Consider the following 18,833-nt stretch of genomic DNA (forward strand, 5'->3'; position numbering starts at 1 on the left):
ACGCCGATCTGGCGCGCGAACAGGCCACTACTGACGCGGCGTTGGCCGCGCACTCGGACCTCGGTGAGCGTCTGGGCAAGGACGGGACCTCGCTCCGCGAGCTGCTGGTCCACCGTATCGAGGAGTACGCCCGCCACCGCGGCCACGCGGACCTGCTGCGCGAGTGCGTCGACGGGAGGGTGGGGCAGTGACGATGGGCGGGGGCCGAATCCGCGCCGCCGGGCGGAATCCGCGCCACCCGAGCCTCCGGTCAGGACGGCACGCGGTGGGTCGCGTGCGCGACCGGATGCGCTGACCGGGGCCTCAGGCCGGCTCGGGCCGAGGCGCCTCGGGCGGGCCTCAGGCCGACTCAGGCCGGGGTGCCTCAGGCGACCTCAGGCCGCCAGGGACTCGAAGTACGCCTGCTGCGCCGGGTAGTAGTCCTCGAAGTCCGGCCGCGGCCCGCCGGTGCGGGCGGCGGTGAGCATGTCCAGGTAGTACTCCCAGCCCGGGCCGATCGAGCCGATGTGCTCCGTGGACGTGAGGTGGTGGACCAGCCGGAGCTCGGTGGCGCCGCCGGTCTCGGCCAGCAGCAGCTCCAGCGACCAGGCGCCCACCTCGTCCTCCGTGGAGACGGCGAGCCGGCGCGGCGGTTCGCAGGCATCGATCGTGATCGGGATCCAGGGCGCCGACGCCGCCTCCTCGAACGCCATCTGCACCTCGACGGTGCGACCGGGCGCCCCTTCGCCGCGCCACGGCCCGAACCAGAGGGCGGTGCGCTCCGACTCGGTGACACTCGCCCAGACGTCGTCGACGGAGGCGCGGTAGGTGCGGCTGATGATCAGGTCGTGCCCCACCGGCGTGGGTGCGAGCTGCCCAGTGGGCTCCGGGGTCATGCCATGTCCTCTCGGGGTGGTACGCGGTGCGTGCGCGGTGAGTGCCCGGCGCCGACGGGACTCGGCCGGACTCCGGCCGCGCCTGCCGGCGCCGGTGTCGGCGTGTAGGCGTCGGTCCTCGACGTTCCGCGATCGGCGTCCGCCCAGGCTCCGAGCCCAGTCTGCCCGGTGCGCGTCGAACCGGCCCGACGCCATGCGGTGACCGGCCCGGCCGAGAGAGGACGAACGAGTGCCACCGATGGCGCCCGCCAGACAACGATCGGCCCGGACCGATGCCGACCCCGGCCTCGTACCGTCTTCCGCCTCACCCTCACCCCCGCCGGAGTGGGACGCGATGCTCAACTGCCGCGGCAGCGCGGATCTCCGGCGCGGGGACGGACATCACTCCGCACGGCTGCGCACGTCCACCCCACCTGCCCCCGGTCAGCAGCCGGGGGCAGGTGGGGCCCCGTTCCCGTACGTGCACCCGCGCACCCCGCACGTCAGCGCACGAGGCAGGGGCGTTTGGGGTCGAACTGCCAGCCGGGGGCGAGGAATTGCATGCCCGCGCTGTCGTCGCGGGCGCCCAGCGCCTTCCGCTGGTACAGCTCGTGGGCGGCGAGCAGGCGGTCCATGTCGAGCGTGACGCCCAGGCCGGGCGCCTCGGGGACCGCGATCTCGCCGCCGGCGATGCGCGGCGGTTCGGTGGTGAGCCGTTCCAGGCCTTCCTGCCAGATCCAGTGCGTGTCCAGGGCGTTGTACTCGCCCGGGGCCGCGGCTCCGCAGTGGACGACCATGGCGAGCGAGATGTCGAAGTGGTTGTTGGAGTGGCAGCCCCACGTCAGCCCCATCGCGTTGCACAGCTGCGCCACGCGCACCGAGCCCCGCATGGTCCAGAAGTGCGGGTCGGCCAGGGGGATGGAGACCGACTGGAGGGCCAGGGCGTGGGCCAGCTGCCGCCAGTCGGTGGCGATCATGTTGGTCGCCGTCGGGAGGCCCGTCGCACGCCGGAACTCGGCCAGGACCTCGCGTCCGGAGTAGCCGCCCTCGGCTCCGCAGGGGTCCTCGGCGTAGGCGAGCGTGCCGACCAGGGGCCGGCACAGCTCGACCGCCTCGCGCAGCGACCACGCGCCGTTGGGGTCGAGGGTGACGCGGGCGTCCGGGAAGCGGTCCTTGAGGGCCCGTACGGCCTTGACCTCCTCGCTGCCCTCCAGGACACCGCCCTTGAGCTTGAAGTCGCGGAAGCCGTACAGGTCGTAGGTCGCCTCGGCCTGGCGGACGATCGCCTCGGGGGAGAGGGCCTCCTCGTGCCGGATCCGGTACCACTCCGCGTCCGCCTCGGGTTCGCGGGCGTACTCCAGGTCGGTGCGGTCGGGGTCGCCGACGTAGAAGAGGTAGCCCAGGACCCGTACGGCGTCGCGCTGCTGGCCGTCGCCCAGCAGGGCCGCGACGGGCACGTCGAGGTGCTGCCCGAGGAGGTCGAGCAGGGCCGACTCGACGGCGGTGACGGCGTGGACGGTGGTGCGCAGGTCGAAGGTCTGCTCGCCGCGCCCTCCGGCGTCGCGGTCGCCGAACCGGTCCCCGATCTCGCGCAGGACGCGCTGGTAGTCGCCCACCTTCGCGCCGACCACGAGGGACTCGGCGTCCCGCAGCGTCCGCGTGATGCCCTCCCCGCCCGGCACCTCCCCGAGTCCGGTCCGCCCCTCGGAGTCGGTGAGGACGACGACGTTGCGGGTGAAGTACGGGCCGTGGGCGCCGGAGAGGTTCAACTCCATGCAGTCCCGGCCGGCGACCGGGTAGACGGAGAAGCCGGTGACGGTCGGCTGGGTGGTGCGGGTGGATCGGTGGGTCATCGGGAGTCCTTCGGGTGCCGGGGCGGTTCAGAGGCCGGGGTTCCGGGGGCGGTCACAGGCCGGCCGGTCGGAGACTTCAGAGACTGCCGGAGACTTCACAGGTTGAGGGCGTCGAGGACCGACTCGATCGCCAGGACGCCGCCCAGGCCCAGGACCGCGAGGGTGGTCGTGTAGGTGGTGCGGGCCTTGATCGCGTCGATGACGGAGAGGTTGAAGTACTCCTTGAACATCCAGAAGCCGGGGTCGTTGACGTGGGAGAAGGCGATCGAGCCGCAGGAGACGGCGAGCACCAGGATCTCCGGGTGGACCCCGCTCCCTGCGAGCAGGGGCAGCACGACGCCCGAGGCCGTGACGACCGCGACCGTGGCAGAACCCAGGGCGATGCGGAGGATGGCCGCGATCAGCCAGGCCAGAACGATCGGCGAGATGGACCAGCCGTCGGTCAGGTCCTTGATGTAGTCGGAGATGCCGCCGTCGATGAGGACCTGCTTGAAGGCGCCGCCGGCGCTGATGACCAGCAGGATCATCGCCATGGCCTGGGCGGCCGAGCGGCAGGACTCGGCGACCTCGGCCAGGCTGCGCCCGATTCGCGGTCCGAAGGCCCACATCGCCAGGAGCAGGGTCAGCAGCAGCGCGATCGGCGCCGAGCCGACGAAGGCGACGAAGTGCAGGAGCGGGCTCTCGCCGGAGACCGCCAGTTCGACGACGGCGGCCCCGGCGATCAGCACCACGGGGAAGAGCGCCACGGACAACGACCAGGCCATGCCCGGCATTTCCGCTTCGCTGAAGACGCGGTCGCTCACCAGGCCCTTGGGCAGGGCGGGGTCCATCCGGCGGACGAAGGGGAGTCGCGGCCACAGCAGGGCGATGAGCGCGCCGGCCGGGACGGCGATGAACAGACCGTAGAAGAGCGTCAGTCCGACCGAGGCGTGGAACGTCGCGGCCACGGCGGTGGGGCCCGGGTGCGGGGGCAGGAAGCTGTGCATGGTGGACAGGGCGATCGACATCGGCAGCCCGACCCAGAGCAGGTTCGCCCCGGTGACCCGGACGAGGGTGAACGCGATCGGCACGATGATGACGAAGGCGACCTCGTAGAACATGGTCACGCCGATGAGTATGGCCGCCACGACCATGGCGATCTGCACCCACCGCGGACCGAAGCGGGCGAGGAGCCGGTCGGCTATTCGCTGGGCGGCGCCGGAGTCGCCCATGACGCGGCCGACCATGGCGCCGAGCCCGATGGTCAGCATCGTGTCACCGATCTGGTCCCCGATGCCTGTGGAGAGGACCTCCGGGATCTCGGCCACCGGAATGCCCTGGACCAGGGCGACCGAGACCGCGACGAGCAGTAGGGCCGCGAAGCCGTTGAGCCTCAGCCTGGTCATGAGCAAGAGCAGCACCATGACACTGATGCCGACGACGAGCAGAGGCAACGTCAGTTCTCCTTCGAACCCTGGGCGGACGGCCGGTGATGCGGGGATTTGCGCATGCAGCCCGGCTACCCGTCCGGATACCCGGACGGCGTCCATGTATGAGAACGGAGGTTAGGTTGATGAACGGGGTCGGTCAATGGGTGTGCGACCGCGAATGTGCGAGGGGCTCCCGGGCGTCACCGTCAACTGGTCGATGTCGGACAGGGGTTATGGCATGCCGAGTCGGCGGGCCCGGCGCGGTTATTTCACCGCGCCCGCTGTCACCCCCCGCGTCAGAGAGCGCTGGAAGAGGATAAAGAAGACGATCATCGGGATGACGCCGAGGAGGGCGGCGGCGCTCAGGGCGGTGGGGTCGCTGGTGTACTGCCCCTGCATGACGGACAGGCCGAGCGGCACGGTCTGGTTCTCGTTGGAGATCAGCAGAACGAGCGGGTAGAGGAACTCGTTCCAGCTCCAGACGAAGAACAGCACGCACATCACGGACAGGGTGGGCCAGCTCATCGGGAGGACGATGCGCCACAGGATCGTCCACCGCCCGGCCCCGTCCATCGAAGCGGCCTCGATCAGCTCGCGGGGGAAGCCGCTGAAGACCGAGGAGAGCAGATAGGTGCCGAAGGCGCTGTACGTGATGCCGACGAGGATCGTGTAGCCCAACTTGCCGTCGTACAGCCCTAGCTCCTTGAACAGATAGTAGATCGGGTAGACCAGCCCCTCCTGCGGCACGACGTTGACGCCCAGGAAGAAGACGAGGAAGGCCGTACGCCACCGGACGCGGCCGATGCCGAGCGCGTAGGCGTTGAAGAGCGCCAGGACGACGGCGATCAGGACGACACCCAGGCTCGTCTCGACGCTGTTGACGAGCTTCTGGGTGAAGTCGACGCGCTGCCAGACGTCCCCGAGGACGTCCCAGTTCCAGGAGGCGGGCCAGGAGAGCGAGCCGTGGGCGCGGTAGTCGGCGCTGGTCTTGAAGGAGTTGAGCAGGATGACCAGGAAGGGTGCGAGGAAGGCCAGCGTGAGGACGGTGACCGCAGCGACGACGGCGTACGAGCCGGGGCCGCGGCGCGAAGCCGTGGCCTTGGCGCGGGTGCTCATATCTCCTCCCGGGCCTGGCGGGTCAGGAACGAGCCGGCGACGAGCAGCACCAGCAGGGTGATCGTGCTGGAGATCGCCGAGCCGTAGCCGACGTCGGCGCGCTCGAAGAAGTTCTGGTACGCGAAGTAGGCCGGGACCAGTGTGGAGTTGCCGGGCCCGCCGCCCGTCAGCACGAAGATCTGGGCGAAGACCTTCAGCCCGGCGATGGTCGTGGTGACCAGGACGACGTACACCTCGGGGCGCAGGATCGGCACGGTGACGCGGGTGAACCGCTTCCACCAGGAGGCGCCGTCCAGACTCGCCGCCTCGTACAGCTCGGGGTCGATGCGCTGGAGCCCGGAGATGAACAGGACAAGCGGGTAGCCGAGTTGGATCCAGACCAGCACGCCGAGGACGGTCCACAGGGCGAGGTCGGGGTCGCCGAGCCAGTTGTGGGCCAGGGACTTCAGGCCCGCCTTGTCGAGGAGGCTGTTGAGGGCGCCCTCGGGGGCGAGGATCCAGCCCCACATCAGGCCGGTGACGGCGACCGGGATGACCTGGGGCAGGTAGAGGCCGGAGCGTAGGAGGGCGACTACGCCGTCGCCGTGCTTCTTGCCGATGTAGTCGAACAGCAGGGCCGCCAGGAACAGTCCGAGCAGCGTGGGTACGACGGCCATGCCGAGGATGACGAAGGCGATGTTGCGGAAGGAGGCCCAGAAGTCGGCGTCGCCGAGCAGGCGGGTGTAGTTGTCCGGGCCGATGAAGAGGGGGCTGCCGATGCCCTGCCACTGGGTGAGGCTGTAGAAGAAGGTCATCACCAGCGGTACGGCGAGGAAGAGCAGGCTCAGCAGCAGACCCGGCAGGAGGAAGACGGCGTAGCCCCGCCCCCGGGCGGGCGGCTGGTGAATGGTTTTCACGAAAGGCTCCCTCAGCGCCGCGTAGCGAGGAACTTGGTGTACGGCGCCTCGAGTTCGGTGAGTACGGCCTTGGGCTTGGCGCCGTTCATCAGGTTCTGGGTGGCCGAGACGAACGTGTCGTAGTAGCCGGGCACCGGCCAGTCCGGGTAGAAAGCCAGCCCGTTGCTGCCCTGGTACCGCGCGAAGGCGTCGATGAGCTGCCGGGACCTGGGATTCTTGATCTCCTCCGGCTTGGCCGCCAGCGGAACGTTGCCCTCCTCGCCGATCAGCCGCTGGATCTTCGGCGACATGGTGATGTCGATGAAGTCCTCGGCCAGCTTCTTGTTCTTGGCCCGGGTCGGGACGACCCACTGGTTGCCGCCGGAGCCGAGGGTCTTCGCACTGCCCGGGTAGGGGGCGGCGGACCAGGCGAAGTCCTTGATGTCCGTGGTCAGTCCGCCGAACCACCAGTTGCCGCCGACCATGATGGGCCGCTTCTGCGAGACGAACTGTTCGGTCATGTCGGTGCCCTTGAGGCCGACGTCCTTCTGTTCGAAGTAGCCCTTGGCCAGCCACTTCTTGTAGGTGTCGACCGCGAAGGTCCACTCGGGACCGTTGAAGTCGACCTTGCCCTCGTACAGCTGGTAGTCGTCGACCCACTTCTGGTCGGCCTTGGCCAGGGCCAGCAGGTAAAGCCAGTGCGAGGCGGGGTGGTCGTTGCCGGCGTTGGCCAGCGGCGTGATGCCCGCCTTCTTGAACTTCGCCAGGGCGGCCTCGAAGCTCGCGAGGTTGGTGGGCTTGTCGACGCCGTACTCCTTGAACAGGTCGTCGTTGTAGTACGCGAGGACGAACTCGCCGTAGTTGGGGATCCCGTACCACTTCTCGCCGCCCATCTGGCCCTTGGCGTCGTAGCGGGCGGTGACGGAGGCGCTCTCGCTGATCTTCCCGCTCCAGCCGCGCTGCTCGGCGACGGCGGTCAGGTCGGTGAGCAGGCCTTGCTTGGCGAGCAGCCCGGTGGTGGCGTTGCCCTTGTTGTACTCCAGGACGTCGGGCGCCTTGTCGGAGTTGAGGATCATCCCCGCGTTCTGCTGGATCTGCTCGAAGGTCTTCTGCTCGAAGACGACCTTCACCCCGGGGTGGGTCTTCTTGAACTCGGCTATGGCGGCAGCCCAGGCCTTGCCGAGGGCGCCGTCCTTGTCCTCGTAGTGCCACAGGCGCAGCGTCTTGCCGTCCTCGGCCCCGCCGGAGCCGCCGCAGGCGGTCAGCGGCGCGAGCAGGGCGAGAGCGGTGGCGGCCAGCAAGGCGGTACGCGGCCTGCGGATGCGGTGGTCTGACATGGTGCGGCTCCACGTGGGTCGGTGTGCGGGATGGTCGGCGTGCGTCAGACGCCGAGTTCGACGTAGTTGAGGTTGATCGCCCCGGTGTCGCCGGGGGCGCGGCCGAGGGTGACGAGGTTGGTGCCGGCGGCGAGCCGGATGGTGCCGGTGACCGTCCCCCAGGTGCCCCAGTCGGTGAGCTGAGGGAAGGAGACCTGGAACGGGGCGTGCACGGTGCTGTGGTCCTCCTTCTGGGAGGTGACCGTCATGGTGCTGGTGCCGCTGGTGGCGTTGGCGTACCGGTAGGAGATGGCGTACGTGCCGGCGGCCGGGGCCTTGACGGCGAAGGTGACGGTGGGACCCTCGCTGGCCGCTTCGAGCTTGTCGACGAAGCCCATGCCCGTGTAGCCCGAGTGGTTGTTGTTGAAGTGGGCGCCGCCACCCCAGGCGGCGAAGGCGGCGTGGTAGCGCTTGGTGGCGGCCTGCGGGGTGACCTTGACCAACCGCGAGGCGTGCGGGGCGAGTTGGGCGGTGAAGGAGGTCATGCTGCCCAGGTCGGTGCCGGTCCACAGGTCGCGTACGGCGGCCGCCCCGGAGATGCCCAGCAGGCCCGCGAAGTCGATGCTCTTCGTGACCGTGGAGCTGTCGTTGCGGTTGAACAGGGCCACCGCCCACGAGCCGTCGGGGAGCTGGCCCGCCCAGCGCTCGGTGTCGCGGCTGGCGGGGTCAGTGGAGTACGGGTTGGCGCTGTGGAAGACCGGCTTGCCGACCAGGCCCTGGTTGTGCAGGGCGAGGACCTCGGTGTTGGTGTAGAACGCGGCGTTCCCGCCGATGTCGGAGTGCAGGTCGGAGACGCAGATCGGGGAGCCGGCGATGGTCATCAGGCTGATGGCGGTGCGGCGCTCGGTGTCGTTGGCGAACGTGGAGAGCATGAGGAAGTCGCCGTCGAGGATGAGCTGCCCGCGGCCGGAGCGGTGGGCCCAGCCGGTGAATCCGCAGAACGGGTTGTGCCAGTTCGGCCAGACGCTCTGCCAGCTCTGGCGGCCGCCGCTCAACCGCGTCCAACCTCCCTTGTCGGCGTCGGCGTTGATGCGCACCATGTCGCCGTACTTGAGTTCGTTCCTTGCGTCGTTCAGGTTGTGCGGCATGACGAGCGACAGCTCGATGCCGTCGCCGGCGGCCTCGTGCATCCACCGCAGCGCGGTCTCGTAGGCGGCGCTGCCGTGGGCGACGCCCACGTTGCCCAAGCCGGCGTCCGTCCCGGTCTCGTACCAGGAGAGGAAGTCGATCCGCAGGTAGGGGACGCCGAGGTTCTTGAAGTAGTTGACGTACCCCTGGATGAACTCCTTGGCGCCCGGCTTCGTCACGTCCACCCAGTACTGGTCGGAGAATCCGACGCCCACGCCGAAGATGTCGCCTGGGACGGTGATGTCCTTGACCTTGATGTCCGGGCGGCCCACCACGGTGTACGAGGGGTCGGCGACCACGTTCTTGTGGACCCAGAGCGGGTTGTGGTAAATGCCGAGGGTCATGCCCCGGTCGCCGAGGTAGTCGAGCCACCAGGCCCAGTCGTGCTGCCACTCGTCGTCGAAGGTCGTCCGGTAGCCGTTCGGGGTGAACCGGGTGCAGGCGCCCCAGCCGTCGGTGCAGGCCATCCCGTAGCCGTGCGGGGCGAGGTCCGAGGCCAGCCAGTCGACGTTGGCCTTCCACTCCGCCTCGGGGATCGGGGCGTTGTGCGGGAACGACCACCCGTAGATGTTCCAGTAGAGCGGGCCCGCGCCGGAGCGGGTGTAGACGCTGTTGCGGCTGGTCACCGGCAGTGCCGCGGCCGCCGGGACGAGACCCGATGGCTCGGCCGGTCCGTCCTGTCGCGCCACCAGCGGGCCGCCCAGAGCCGCCGCGCCGGTGCCGCGCAGCAGGAGCCGCCGGGATATCGCCTTTGATATCTCCATCTGTGCCTCCTTCGAGTCCACCGCGCGTTCCGCGCGGTGGTGGCGAGTCCCGCCGTGTACGTGGGTGGTGCTGGACCCCCGGGCCCGGCGGCGGGGTCGGAGTCAACCGGGCCCGGGGAGTGGCGGTCGCCGGAGCTAGCCGGCGAGGTCGAGGACCGCGTAGCCGAAGCCGTCGGCGGAGATCGTGCCGTCCGCCGTCCGCACCCCCTCGGTCTCGACGGGGCGTGCCGCGGCCAGGCCCGGGTGGTCGATGGCCAGCCGGGCGGGCGCGCGGCGCGGGTTGACCACGACGAGGTAGCGGCCACCGCGTACGTAGACGAAGGGCCAGCCGTCGTTCAGTACCTCCAACGAGCCTTCGGGGCCGAGGAGTTCGGGGTGGGCGGTGCGCAGCGCGATCAGCCGGCGGACCAGGTGGAGCAGGGAGGTTTCGTCGGCCTTCTGCGTGGCTACGTCGGGGCGGTCCGGGGCCGGGTCGAGCGGGAGGTAGAGGCGGTCGGCAGGGGCGGTGGAGAAGCCGGCGTTCGCCCTGGCGTCCCACTGCATGGGGGTACGGGAGCCGGCCCGGTTGTAGCGGGGGCCCAGCACGCTGCCTTCGGTGTCGGGCAGGTCCGGCACGTAGCGCATGCCGATCTCGTCGCCGTAGTAGATGGCCGGCAGGGTCGGCCAGGTGAGGTGGAAGGCGAAGGCGGCTGGGAGCTGTTCGGGTGCGCGCGGGCCGCAGTTGAGGCGCGCGAAGTCGTGGTTGGAGGTGGGCAGGGAGATGAGCCCCGCGCCGCCGATGGTCTCGATGGCGGCGCGCCAGGCGTCCAGGAAGGGCTTCGGCGAGCCCTTGCCCTCGGCGTCGAAGAAGCAGTCGACGGGGTCCCAGTCGTCGTTGTCGATGCCGTGCCGGTTGTTCCACAGCGAGCGCAGCGGCCGGCCCACGGTGGGGCCGCCGAACTGGAGGAAGAAGTCGGCGTGGAAACCGGCCGGGACGGCCACGGCCGGGTCGCCCCACTCGGAGAGCAGCGCTGCCTTGGGGTGCGCCCGGTCGAGCCAACTCCGCAGCTCGGTCCAGAGCTTGGCGGTCTCGACGTGCCCGGGGTCGTCCTTGACGAGGGAGGCGGCCATGTCGACGCGGAAGCCGGACAGGCCCAGGGCCAGCCAGTGATCCATGACCTCGCGCAGGGCAGCCCGGTTGGCGCGGGGGCCCTCGGCGTCCACGGGCTGCCGCCACGGCTCGGCTGGATCCGTACGGGCGTAGCCGAAGTTGAGCGCCGGCTGGGAGTCGAAGAAGTTCGGCAGGTAGAACCCGGGGCGGGTGCCGGGGGAGCGGACGAACCCCTCCGGGCGGGCCTCCGTCTCGGCCCAGATGTAGCGGTGGTCGGACGGGTCGCCGGCGGAGTCCCGGAACCAGGGATGCTGGTCGGAGGTGTGCCCGGCGACGAGGTCGAGGAGTACGCGGATACCGCGCGCCCCTGCGGCTTCGACGAGCTTCGCCAGGTCGTCGTTGGTGCCGTAGCGGGGCGCGACGCTTGTGTAGTCGGAGATGTCGTAGCCCGCGTCGCGGAACGGGGAGGCGAAACAGGGGTTGAGCCAGACGGTGTTGACGCCCAGCCAGGCCAGGTGGTCGAGGCGCTCGGTGATGCCGTTGAAGTCGCCGATCCCGTCGCCGTTGGAGTCGGCGAAGGACTGCGGATAGATCTGGTAGAGAACGGCGCCGGTCAGCCAGGAGGGGACGGCCCGGTCTGAGGTCATCAGGGTGCACGGCCTTTCGCTCGGGAACTCCATGGAGCCGAAGGCTTATGGGTGGCGGGGCGTCACGGGGTTCAAGGGGACGGACGGGCTCAACGAACGGCGGTGTCGACGGCCTGCCGGATGGCGAGGCTGGCCGCGCCGCGGGCCCACAGGCCGTGGTGGACGGGGTCGACGTGGAGGGCGCAGTCGCGTGCGGCGTCGGAGAAGGCGTGCGCCGCCAGCGCGTCCTGCATCGCCGGGCCGAACAGGTCGTACGCTGCGGCCCCTTCGCCCGCAACGATGATCTTCTGGAGGTTGAGCAGGTTGCACAGCCCCGCCAGCCCCCGCCCGAGGGCGGTGCCGGCCTCGGCGAACGCGGCGCGGGCGACGGCCCGAGCAGCGGTCGGCCCGTGGCGGGCCAGCCGGACGGCCTCGCCGATGGTCGGGCAGTCGAACGGTCCCGCGTCGCGGATGTGGCGGAGGACGGCGCGGTCGGAGGCGAGGGCCTCCAGGCAGCCGCGGCTCCCGCAGCCGCACATCGGCCCGGCCGGATCCTGCGGCAGATGGCCGAGCTCCCCGGCGATCCCGCCGCTGCCCGCGAAGAGCTCGCCGTTCAGGACGAGCCCGCAGCCGATGCCCGGGCCCACGGTGACCACGGCGAACGAGGCGACGTCCCGGCCCTCGCCGAACCAGTGCTCGGCGACGGCCAGCGTGTTGACGTCGTTGTTGACGGTGACCGGCATGCCCGTGGCCGCTGCGAGCGGGCCCGCCACATCCACGTTCTGCCAGTCCAGGATCGCCGAGTAGCGGCAGACCCCGCTCGCGGAGTCGACGTGCCCGCCGACGCCCACCCCGACGCCCAGCGCCCGCTCGGCACCGTGCGGCACGGCCGCGAGGAGGTCCCGCGTCACGGCGGCCGCGGCAGCGAAGGCCGTGTCCGGACGGGGGTCGGGGATGGGCAGTTCGGCCCGCGCGAGCACCTGCGCCGCCATGTTCGTGATCACGCCCGACACCTGCGCCGGGCCGATCTTGATGCCGACGGCCACGTGCCGGTCCGGGTTGACCTCCAGCATCCGCTGCGGTCGGCCCCTGCCTCGCGGCGCCGCGTCCGTCTCGCGCAGGAAGTCGTGCTCCAGCAGCGGCGGCAGCAGCCGGGTCACCGTCGACGGGGCGAGCCTCATGCGCCGGGAGAGCCCCGTACGGGAGATGGGTCCCGCCGTGAGCACGAGGGCGAACATCTCCGCCCTGGTCGGCTCGCGGATCAGATCTGTCACCGCGATCCTGGCCCGGGTCATCTCCCGTACCTCCGTCCGAACCGATCTGGAGCGGTGCCTGTTGCCCGCGAATGACGGGAGTGTGTCCGCCGTGATTTTCATGGGTCAAGCAAAAAAATAGGAGCGTTACCCGACCGTTATCTGCGAGTTGAGGGCAGCTTCACTCTGTACGCAGCATCTAACGGATGTTGTTTTCTTGCTTGACACAAGAAAGAAAGGGATCCAGCCTACCGGCCATCAACTCTCCGCAGCCGACTGGGAGATGCCCGCCGGGGCCGCCTCCCATCAGGAGTCACTGATGACCCGTCGTACGCGCTCGATAACCCTGGCCGGAACGGCCGCGCTTTTCCTGGCCGGCCTCATCGCGCCCTCCGCCCAGGGCGCACAAGCCCCCTTCGCCGGCCCGTCCTCCGACGCCGTGGCGGCCGCCGACGCGCCGCGCGTCACCGTGACCACCGACGCCGCCCGCTACGCGCCGGGAAAGGCGGTGAAGGTCACCGTCAACGTCGCGAACGAGCAGAGCCGCCCGCTCCTGGGCCACCGCCTCCGTCTCACCGCGCGCCACCTCGACGACACGGCTGGACGACAGACGACCGCCGTCCAGCCGCTCGCCGCGGGCAAGTCCGGGGAGCGCACGTTCACTTGGCGCCCACCGAAAATGGACTTCACCGGCTATCTGCTCCAGGTCGACCTCCTCGACGTACGCGGCCGGACGGTCGGCACCGGCTACTCGGCCGTCGACGTCTCCTCCGACCCGAGCCGCTTCGTCCGCTACGGATTCGTCTCCGCGTACAACCAGAACGTGGACCCCAAGGCGGTCGCCCAGTACCTGAAGGACCACCACATCACCGACGTCCAGTTCTACGACTGGCACTGGAAGCACCACGTCCCGCTCGCCGGCAGCGTGGCCGAGCCTGCCGCCGAGTGGCAGGACCTCGCCGGACGGCAGACGCTCCGCACCACGGTGAGCGCCCTCATCGACGAGGTGCACCAGAACAACGGCCGCGCCCTCGACTACAACCTCCTCTTCGGCGCCGACGACGACTACCTCGAGGACGGCAGCGGCGCCGAGCTGGAGTGGGGCCTCTTCAAGGACAAGACCTGCACCGACCAGGACTCCCACGGCCCGCTGCCCTCGTCCTGGCCCGTCCAGCGCATCTACCTCTTCGACCCGGCCAACCCCGAGTGGCAGGACTACATCGCCGCCAAGGAGAACGACACGTACAAGGTCTACCCCTTCGACGGCTTCCAGGCCGACCAGCTGGGCAACCGCGGTGTCCGCTACACCTGCGACGGCCAGGAGGTCAACCTCCCCGACCGCTACTCCTCGTTCCTCAGCGCCTTCGCGGAGAAGACGGGCAAGAGCGTCACCTTCAACGCCGTCGACCAGTACGGGCAGGACCAGGTCGCCGCCAACCCCTCGCTGGACTACCTCTACGCCGAGACCTGGGGCCACGAGTCGTGGGGCAAGCACCAGACGTACAAGTCGCTCCAGGACACCATCGAGCACAACTGGGCGGCCGGCGGCCACAAGAACAGCGTGCTGGCCGCCTACGTCAACAAACCGCTGTCCGACGGGGCGAAGCGCGAGTTCAACACCCCGGGCGTGCTCACGGCCAACGCCGTCATCTTTGCCTCGGGCGGTGTCCACAACGAGCTCGGCGACGTCGAGCACATGCTGGGCAGCGAGTACTACCCCAACACGACGCTCAGCATGAGCGCCGAGCTCAAGGAGAGCATCGGCCACTACTACGACTTCCTCGTCGCCTACCAGAACCTCCTGCGCGACCAGGACGTCCAACCGGCCGAGTCCCGTACGGAGTCGGTGTCCGTCCCGACGTCCACCGACGGGAAGGGCGACACGGTGTGGACCTTCGCCCGCACCAAGGGCGGCACCGAGGTGCTGCACTTCGTCAACCTGCTCGGCAACACCGACACCAACTGGGTCGACAAGCAGGGCGCCCGCGCGAAGCCGACCGCCCAGCAGGACGTGAAGGTCAAGCACTACTACCAGGGCGCGCAGCCCCGTGAGGTCAACTTCGCCTCGCCGGACGTCGACGGCGGCCGGGCGCGGCAGCTCGACTTCACCCAGGGCAGCGACAACAAGGGGAGTTACGTCGAGTTCACCCTGCCCAGCCTGAACTACTGGGACATGGTCTGGGTCGACTGACGGCCGAACCGACCACCACGGCGGAGGTGGGGGTCCACCCGGGGGCTGTGTCCGACGCGCTCTCCGGGCCCGCCGCCCTGCCGAAGCAGACAGGTTCAACCTCTGCCGTCAAGTCGCGGTCCTGGCCACCCTCGCCCTCGCCACCGCTAACACGCTTGAAGCCGATTGCCTGTCAGCCTCCACGACGTCCGGAGAGCCCTGGGAATCCGATTGTGAGGGACTGCCTGGCCCCATCCGGTGTCACCGCGCGGTCGGGGGCGTGGCGGCGCCTGCCGGAGGACAACCTGATTTCGGCATCGATGGTGCGGGCGTCCATGGGGCTCCTTACGCGGTCCGGTGCAGCAGGTGGGCGGCCACCTCGGTCAGGTCGGCCTTCGGGCAGGGCAGGGGTGCTGCCGAATGCAGGGCGTGCAGAGCGCGCTGGTGGTGGATGTGGGCCCAGGCCTCGGTACGGCGGCGGCCTCCGGCCCGGTCGATGAGGAGGGCGGCTTCGGTCAACTGCCCCTCGGCCAGCGGGCGTTCGAGGAGGAGGCGGGCGAGGCGGGAGGAGGCCGGGGTGCTGGCGGCCAGCGCCTCCAGCACGGGGAGGGTCTTCTTGCCGCTGGTCAGGTCGCCGCCGGCCGGTTTGCCGGTGCGATGCGGGTCACCGAAGACGCTGAGGACGTCGTCGATGGCCTGGAAGGCCACTCCCAGGTGCCGACCGAAGTCGCGGTAGGCGGTGACAGCCTCGCCGCGCGCCCCGGCGAGGGCGGCGCCCATGGCGGCGGCGCAGCCGAGCAGGGCGCCTGTCTTGCCGCTGGCCATGGCGAGGTACTCCTCCACGGTGACCGCGTCCGGCCCGGTGAAGGCACGGGACTCGAAGGCCAGGTCTTCGGCCTGGCCGCGCACCAACCAGTCCAAGGCGCCGACGAGTTCACCGAGGGCGGCCCGCGACCCGGTGCGGGCGGCGGTGGCCATGGCCACCGTCAGCATCGCGTCCCCGGCCAGGACGGCGGGCCCGGTGCCGTAGGCCTTCCACACGGTCGGGCGGGACCGACGCAGCTCGTCGCCGTCCATGATGTCGTCGTGCACTAGGGAGAAGCCGTGCACCAGTTCCACGGCCACGGCGGCGGGTACCGCGTCCCGCGCCGCCCCGCCGGCGGCCTCGGCGGCGAGCAGGGCGAGCGCGCAGCGGATGCCCTTGCCGCCGGGGGTCGCCGAGGGGGAGCCGTCGGCGGCGCACCAGCCGAAGGAGTAGCCGACGATGCGGGCGAGCCAGGGGTGCAGCCGGTCCACGGCCTCTCTGAGCGCGGGCTCCACCAGGGGGCGGGCGCGGGCGAGCGGACGGGGGACGAGTGCCGGTGCGCTGGTCATGCACCCAGTCCACCGGGCCGCCCCTCCCGGCGGAACGCCCTTGCCGTACAGAGGTGTTGAAACTGTTGCGCGGCCGCGCAACTTCTTGCGACGTCATCGTCACGAGCATGGTCGCACCGCGGGCCATCACCCTGGACGCCGGCGAGGCGTTCACGGAACGCCTCGCCTAGGTCGCCGCACGATCCATCGACCGCTGACCGAGATCGACGGCGCCTCAGCGCGCAGGGATTCCGGGTCGCGGCAGCATGGAGCCCCACGGCCCGGCAGACCTATCGCATCCCTGGCATCCTCTGGGATCCGCATGGCTTCGAGGAGTGGCAGCCCCCGGCACAGTGGAACGCGCTATTCCCGCTCGGTCCTGCGCAGGCCGTGCGTGGGCGTCCACCATTCGATGACGAGCTTCGTGGCCTTGTCGTCGAGGCGGGTGTGTACGACCTCGGCGATGTCGGCGTGGAAGAGTTCGCCGTCCGGTCCGTTGGTGATGGGCCCGGCGGAGATCGCGCGGCCGGAGATCTTCGCCTCGCCCGGCCACTGCGCCTCGGCGCCCTCGACCGGGTCCACCGTGGCGCTGTGCAGGGCGAACCGCGGGTCGCGCCGGAGATCCGCGCCCTTGCGGGCGTTCGGCATCGAGCCGAAGGCCAGTTGGCCGCCCTCGAAGACCGTCTCGATCCCGGAGATCCGCGGCGACCCGTCGGCCCGCAAAGTGGCGATCGTCTTGTGCTTGTGGGCGTCGAACAGCGCCCGCACGCGCCCTGCGAAGTCCGGCGCCGCCTGTTCGAAGTCGTGCCACGTTGTCATGGGTCGATGGTCGCACGGAGGTCGGCACACCTCCGGTGGGGCTTCAGCGCCGTGTCGGCCCGACCCTCGCGGTGCGGCCGGGCCTCCGCCGTGCCCGCCCGACCCCCGCCGTGTCGGCAGAGGCTGGGCGCCAGGCCTTACGGCGTGGGGACGGGGTTCTGGGCCGCCATCGGATTCTGTACGGCCCGCGCGTCAAGGCCTCACGGCGCGGGGATCAGGTCCGTCGCCGTGCGGCGGGCGCGGTCGGCCGTGGGGTCGTCCGGGGCTTCCTGGGCGCGGAGTTCGGCGGCCACCCGCGCGTGGTAGGCGTCGACCTCGGCGCGGATCGTGTCCTCGTCCCAGCCCAGCACCGGCGCCACGAGCCGGGCGGCGGGCTCCGCCGCCTCAACGCCCCGGTCGTCGGCGTCGATCGAGATGCGGGCGCGGCGGGTCAGGACGTCGTCGAGGTGCAGGGCGCCCTCGTGGGTCGCCGCGTACACGATCTCCGCGCGCAGGTGGCCCGCGCCGCCCGGCAGCGGCTCGGCCAGGGTCGGGTCCTCGGCGATGAGCGCGCGGAGCTCGGGGAGCAGGTCACCGTAGCGGCCGAGCAGGCGCCGCACCTCGGCCTCGTCCACGCCCAACTCCACGGCCAGCAGAGGCACTCGGTTGAGCAGGGCGGCATATCCCTCGGCGCCCGCGAGCGGGGTCCGGTCGGTGATCGAGGCGGGGACGCCGCCGGTGAGTGGGGTGCGGTCGGCGGCCGAGGCCGGGACGGCGCCCGCGGGCGGCATGTGGTCGGGGGCGGCGGCGAGGTCCTTGGCGGCCTCGTCCACCGCGTCCGCGGCCATCACCCGGTACGTCGTGTACTTCCCGCCCGCCACCGCGACCAGCCCCGGCCGCGGGTGCAGGACCGTGTGGTCGCGGGAGAGCTTCGCCGTGTCGGCCGACTTTCCCGCGACCAGGGGCCGCAGGCCCGCGTAGACGGACACGATGTCGTCCCGCGAGATCGGCGTCCGCACCCACTGGTTGACCTGCTCGATGAGGTAGTCGACGTCCGCGGCGGAGGCGACGGGGTGCGCCTTGTCCAGCGTCCAGTCGGTGTCGGTGGTGCCGATCTGCCAGTGGCGGGCGCGCGGGATGATGAACAGGACGCTCTTGCCGGCCCGCGTGATGAGCCCCTTGTCGCCCTCGATCTTCTCGCGCGGTACGAGGATGTGGACGCCTTTCGAGGCGCGGACCTCGACACCGGACGCGCCCGCGAGGGCGTCGACCTCCTCGGTCCACACCCCGGCCGCGTTGATCACGACGCGAGCGCGGACATCCAACTGGCGCCCGGTCTCCAGGTCTTCGACGGTCGCGCCCGTGACCCGCTCGCCGTCGCGCAGCAGTCCGACGGCCTTCGTACGGTTGGCGGCCAGCGCGCCGTGGCTCGCGGCGGTACGGACGAGCGTCATCGTGTGCCGCGCGTCGTCGACGCTGCCCTCCCAGAACTGCACGGCACCGGTGAGGGTTTCCGGGTTGAGGCCGGGGAACGCCTCGAGCGCCTTGGCCCGGCTGAGCTGGCGGTGGTGGGGGAGGCCGCGGGTCTTGGCGCGGAAGCCGCCCATGTTGTCGTAGAGGGTGAGGCCCGCGGTGACGTACGGGCGCTCCCAGCCGCGCCGGGTGAGCGGGTAGAGGATCGGCATCGGCTTCACCAGGTGCGGGGCGAGGTGCTTCAGCAGCAGGGCGCGGTCGCGCAGCGCCTCGGCGACGAGGTGGAAGTCGAACATCTCCAGGTAGCGCAGGCCGCCGTGGATCAGTTTCGTGGTGCGGCTGGAGGTGCCGCTCGCCCAGTCGCCGGCCTCGACGACGCCGACCCGCAGTCCGCGGGTCGCGGCGTCCAGCGCGGTGCCGGCGCCGACCACGCCGCCGCCGATGACGAGGACGTCGAGCGGGTGGTCCTCGGACGTCCCGGCCATTTCCCGCAGCGCCTCGGCGCGGGCTTCCCGGGACAGTGCGGCTGACTTCATGATCGCTCCAAGGTTGTCGGTCGGGCCTCCTGGTCGGACCTCCTGCCTCGACGCTGCGGGGCCGAGCCCCCGGCGGGCAAGCCGGTGCACCTTCGTGCAGGCCGTTTCCCCGGGCTGCCCGGGGACGTGCCGGGTGGCCCTGCACGATCGTGCAGCTAG

At 70.7% G+C, this 18,833-nt stretch carries 14 protein-coding genes; 2 read left to right on the forward strand and 12 right to left on the reverse strand.

Translation table 11 applies throughout. The features are described from left to right. On the forward strand, positions 1-191 hold a 191-nt coding region (locus AOK16_RS08590), incomplete at its 5' end, for a mycothiol transferase (RefSeq protein WP_157859148.1). A 183-nt stretch (positions 192-374) separates the two neighbouring features. On the opposite strand, the gene AOK16_RS08595 is transcribed toward AOK16_RS08590, so the two are convergent. The 9 genes from AOK16_RS08595 to AOK16_RS08635 all read right to left on the reverse strand — a co-directional run bounded on the left by AOK16_RS08595 (position 375) and on the right by AOK16_RS08635 (position 12,386). Further along, a complete protein-coding gene (locus AOK16_RS08595; protein ID WP_055471644.1) occupies positions 375-875 on the reverse strand; it encodes an SRPBCC family protein in 501 nt (166 codons plus the stop codon). A gap of 482 nt (positions 876-1,357) precedes the next feature. Continuing rightward, positions 1,358-2,707 carry an enolase C-terminal domain-like protein gene (locus AOK16_RS08600; RefSeq protein ID WP_055471645.1) on the reverse strand — a complete coding sequence of 450 codons (1,350 nt, stop codon included), beginning with the start codon at positions 2,705-2,707 and terminating at the stop codon, positions 1,358-1,360. 95 nt (positions 2,708-2,802) lie between these two features. Continuing rightward, positions 2,803-4,140, reverse strand: a complete 1,338-nt coding sequence (locus AOK16_RS08605) for a gluconate:H+ symporter (RefSeq protein ID WP_055471646.1) — start codon at positions 4,138-4,140, stop codon at positions 2,803-2,805. A gap of 240 nt (positions 4,141-4,380) precedes the next feature. Next, positions 4,381-5,232: a carbohydrate ABC transporter permease gene (locus AOK16_RS08610; RefSeq protein WP_055471647.1), complete on the reverse strand. Its 852-nt coding sequence runs from the start codon at positions 5,230-5,232 to the stop codon at positions 4,381-4,383. After that, positions 5,229-6,128, reverse strand: coding sequence for a carbohydrate ABC transporter permease (locus AOK16_RS08615; protein ID WP_240483456.1), 900 nt, complete (start codon positions 6,126-6,128; stop codon positions 5,229-5,231). Before AOK16_RS08615 ends, AOK16_RS08610 begins: the two co-directional genes overlap by 4 nt. A gap of 11 nt (positions 6,129-6,139) precedes the next feature. Then, positions 6,140-7,444: an ABC transporter substrate-binding protein gene (locus tag AOK16_RS08620; RefSeq protein WP_055471648.1), complete on the reverse strand. Its 1,305-nt coding sequence runs from the start codon at positions 7,442-7,444 to the stop codon at positions 6,140-6,142. A gap of 44 nt (positions 7,445-7,488) precedes the next feature. Then, the gene (locus AOK16_RS08625; RefSeq protein WP_055471649.1) at positions 7,489-9,375 is read right to left on the reverse strand and encodes a carbohydrate-binding protein; all 1,887 of its coding nucleotides are present in this window, start codon (positions 9,373-9,375) and stop codon (positions 7,489-7,491) included. Between the two features lie 135 nt (positions 9,376-9,510). Then, the gene (locus AOK16_RS08630; RefSeq protein ID WP_055471650.1) at positions 9,511-11,112 is read right to left on the reverse strand and encodes an alpha-amylase family glycosyl hydrolase; all 1,602 of its coding nucleotides are present in this window, start codon (positions 11,110-11,112) and stop codon (positions 9,511-9,513) included. 89 nt (positions 11,113-11,201) lie between these two features. Then, positions 11,202-12,386 (reverse strand): ROK family transcriptional regulator, encoded by a 1,185-nt coding sequence (locus AOK16_RS08635; protein ID WP_055471651.1) that lies wholly within the window; start codon positions 12,384-12,386, stop codon positions 11,202-11,204. Positions 12,387-12,663: 277 nt separating this feature from the next. Here AOK16_RS08635 and AOK16_RS08640 point away from each other — a divergent pair, with 277 nt between their 5' ends. Further along, entirely contained in the window at positions 12,664-14,535 is a 1,872-nt protein-coding gene (locus tag AOK16_RS08640) for a glycoside hydrolase family 66 protein (protein ID WP_055471652.1), read from the forward strand. A 324-nt stretch (positions 14,536-14,859) separates the two neighbouring features. Here AOK16_RS08640 and AOK16_RS08645 read toward each other — a convergent pair whose 3' ends face one another. From AOK16_RS08645 to AOK16_RS08655, 3 genes are all read right to left on the reverse strand, one after another. Further along, positions 14,860-15,888, reverse strand: coding sequence for a polyprenyl synthetase family protein (locus AOK16_RS08645; RefSeq protein WP_055471653.1), 1,029 nt, complete (start codon positions 15,886-15,888; stop codon positions 14,860-14,862). A gap of 342 nt (positions 15,889-16,230) precedes the next feature. Beyond that, positions 16,231-16,686, reverse strand: a complete 456-nt coding sequence (locus AOK16_RS08650) for a pyridoxamine 5'-phosphate oxidase family protein (protein ID WP_055471654.1) — start codon at positions 16,684-16,686, stop codon at positions 16,231-16,233. A 200-nt stretch (positions 16,687-16,886) separates the two neighbouring features. Next, a complete protein-coding gene (locus AOK16_RS08655) occupies positions 16,887-18,674 on the reverse strand; it encodes a glycerol-3-phosphate dehydrogenase/oxidase (protein ID WP_055471655.1) in 1,788 nt (595 codons plus the stop codon). Positions 18,675-18,833 lie beyond the last annotated feature (159 nt).

Origin of the sequence: Streptomyces pathocidini (assembly GCF_001418495.1) — a bacterium.
Taxonomy (GTDB): Bacteria; Actinomycetota; Actinomycetes; order Streptomycetales; family Streptomycetaceae; genus Streptomyces; species Streptomyces pathocidini.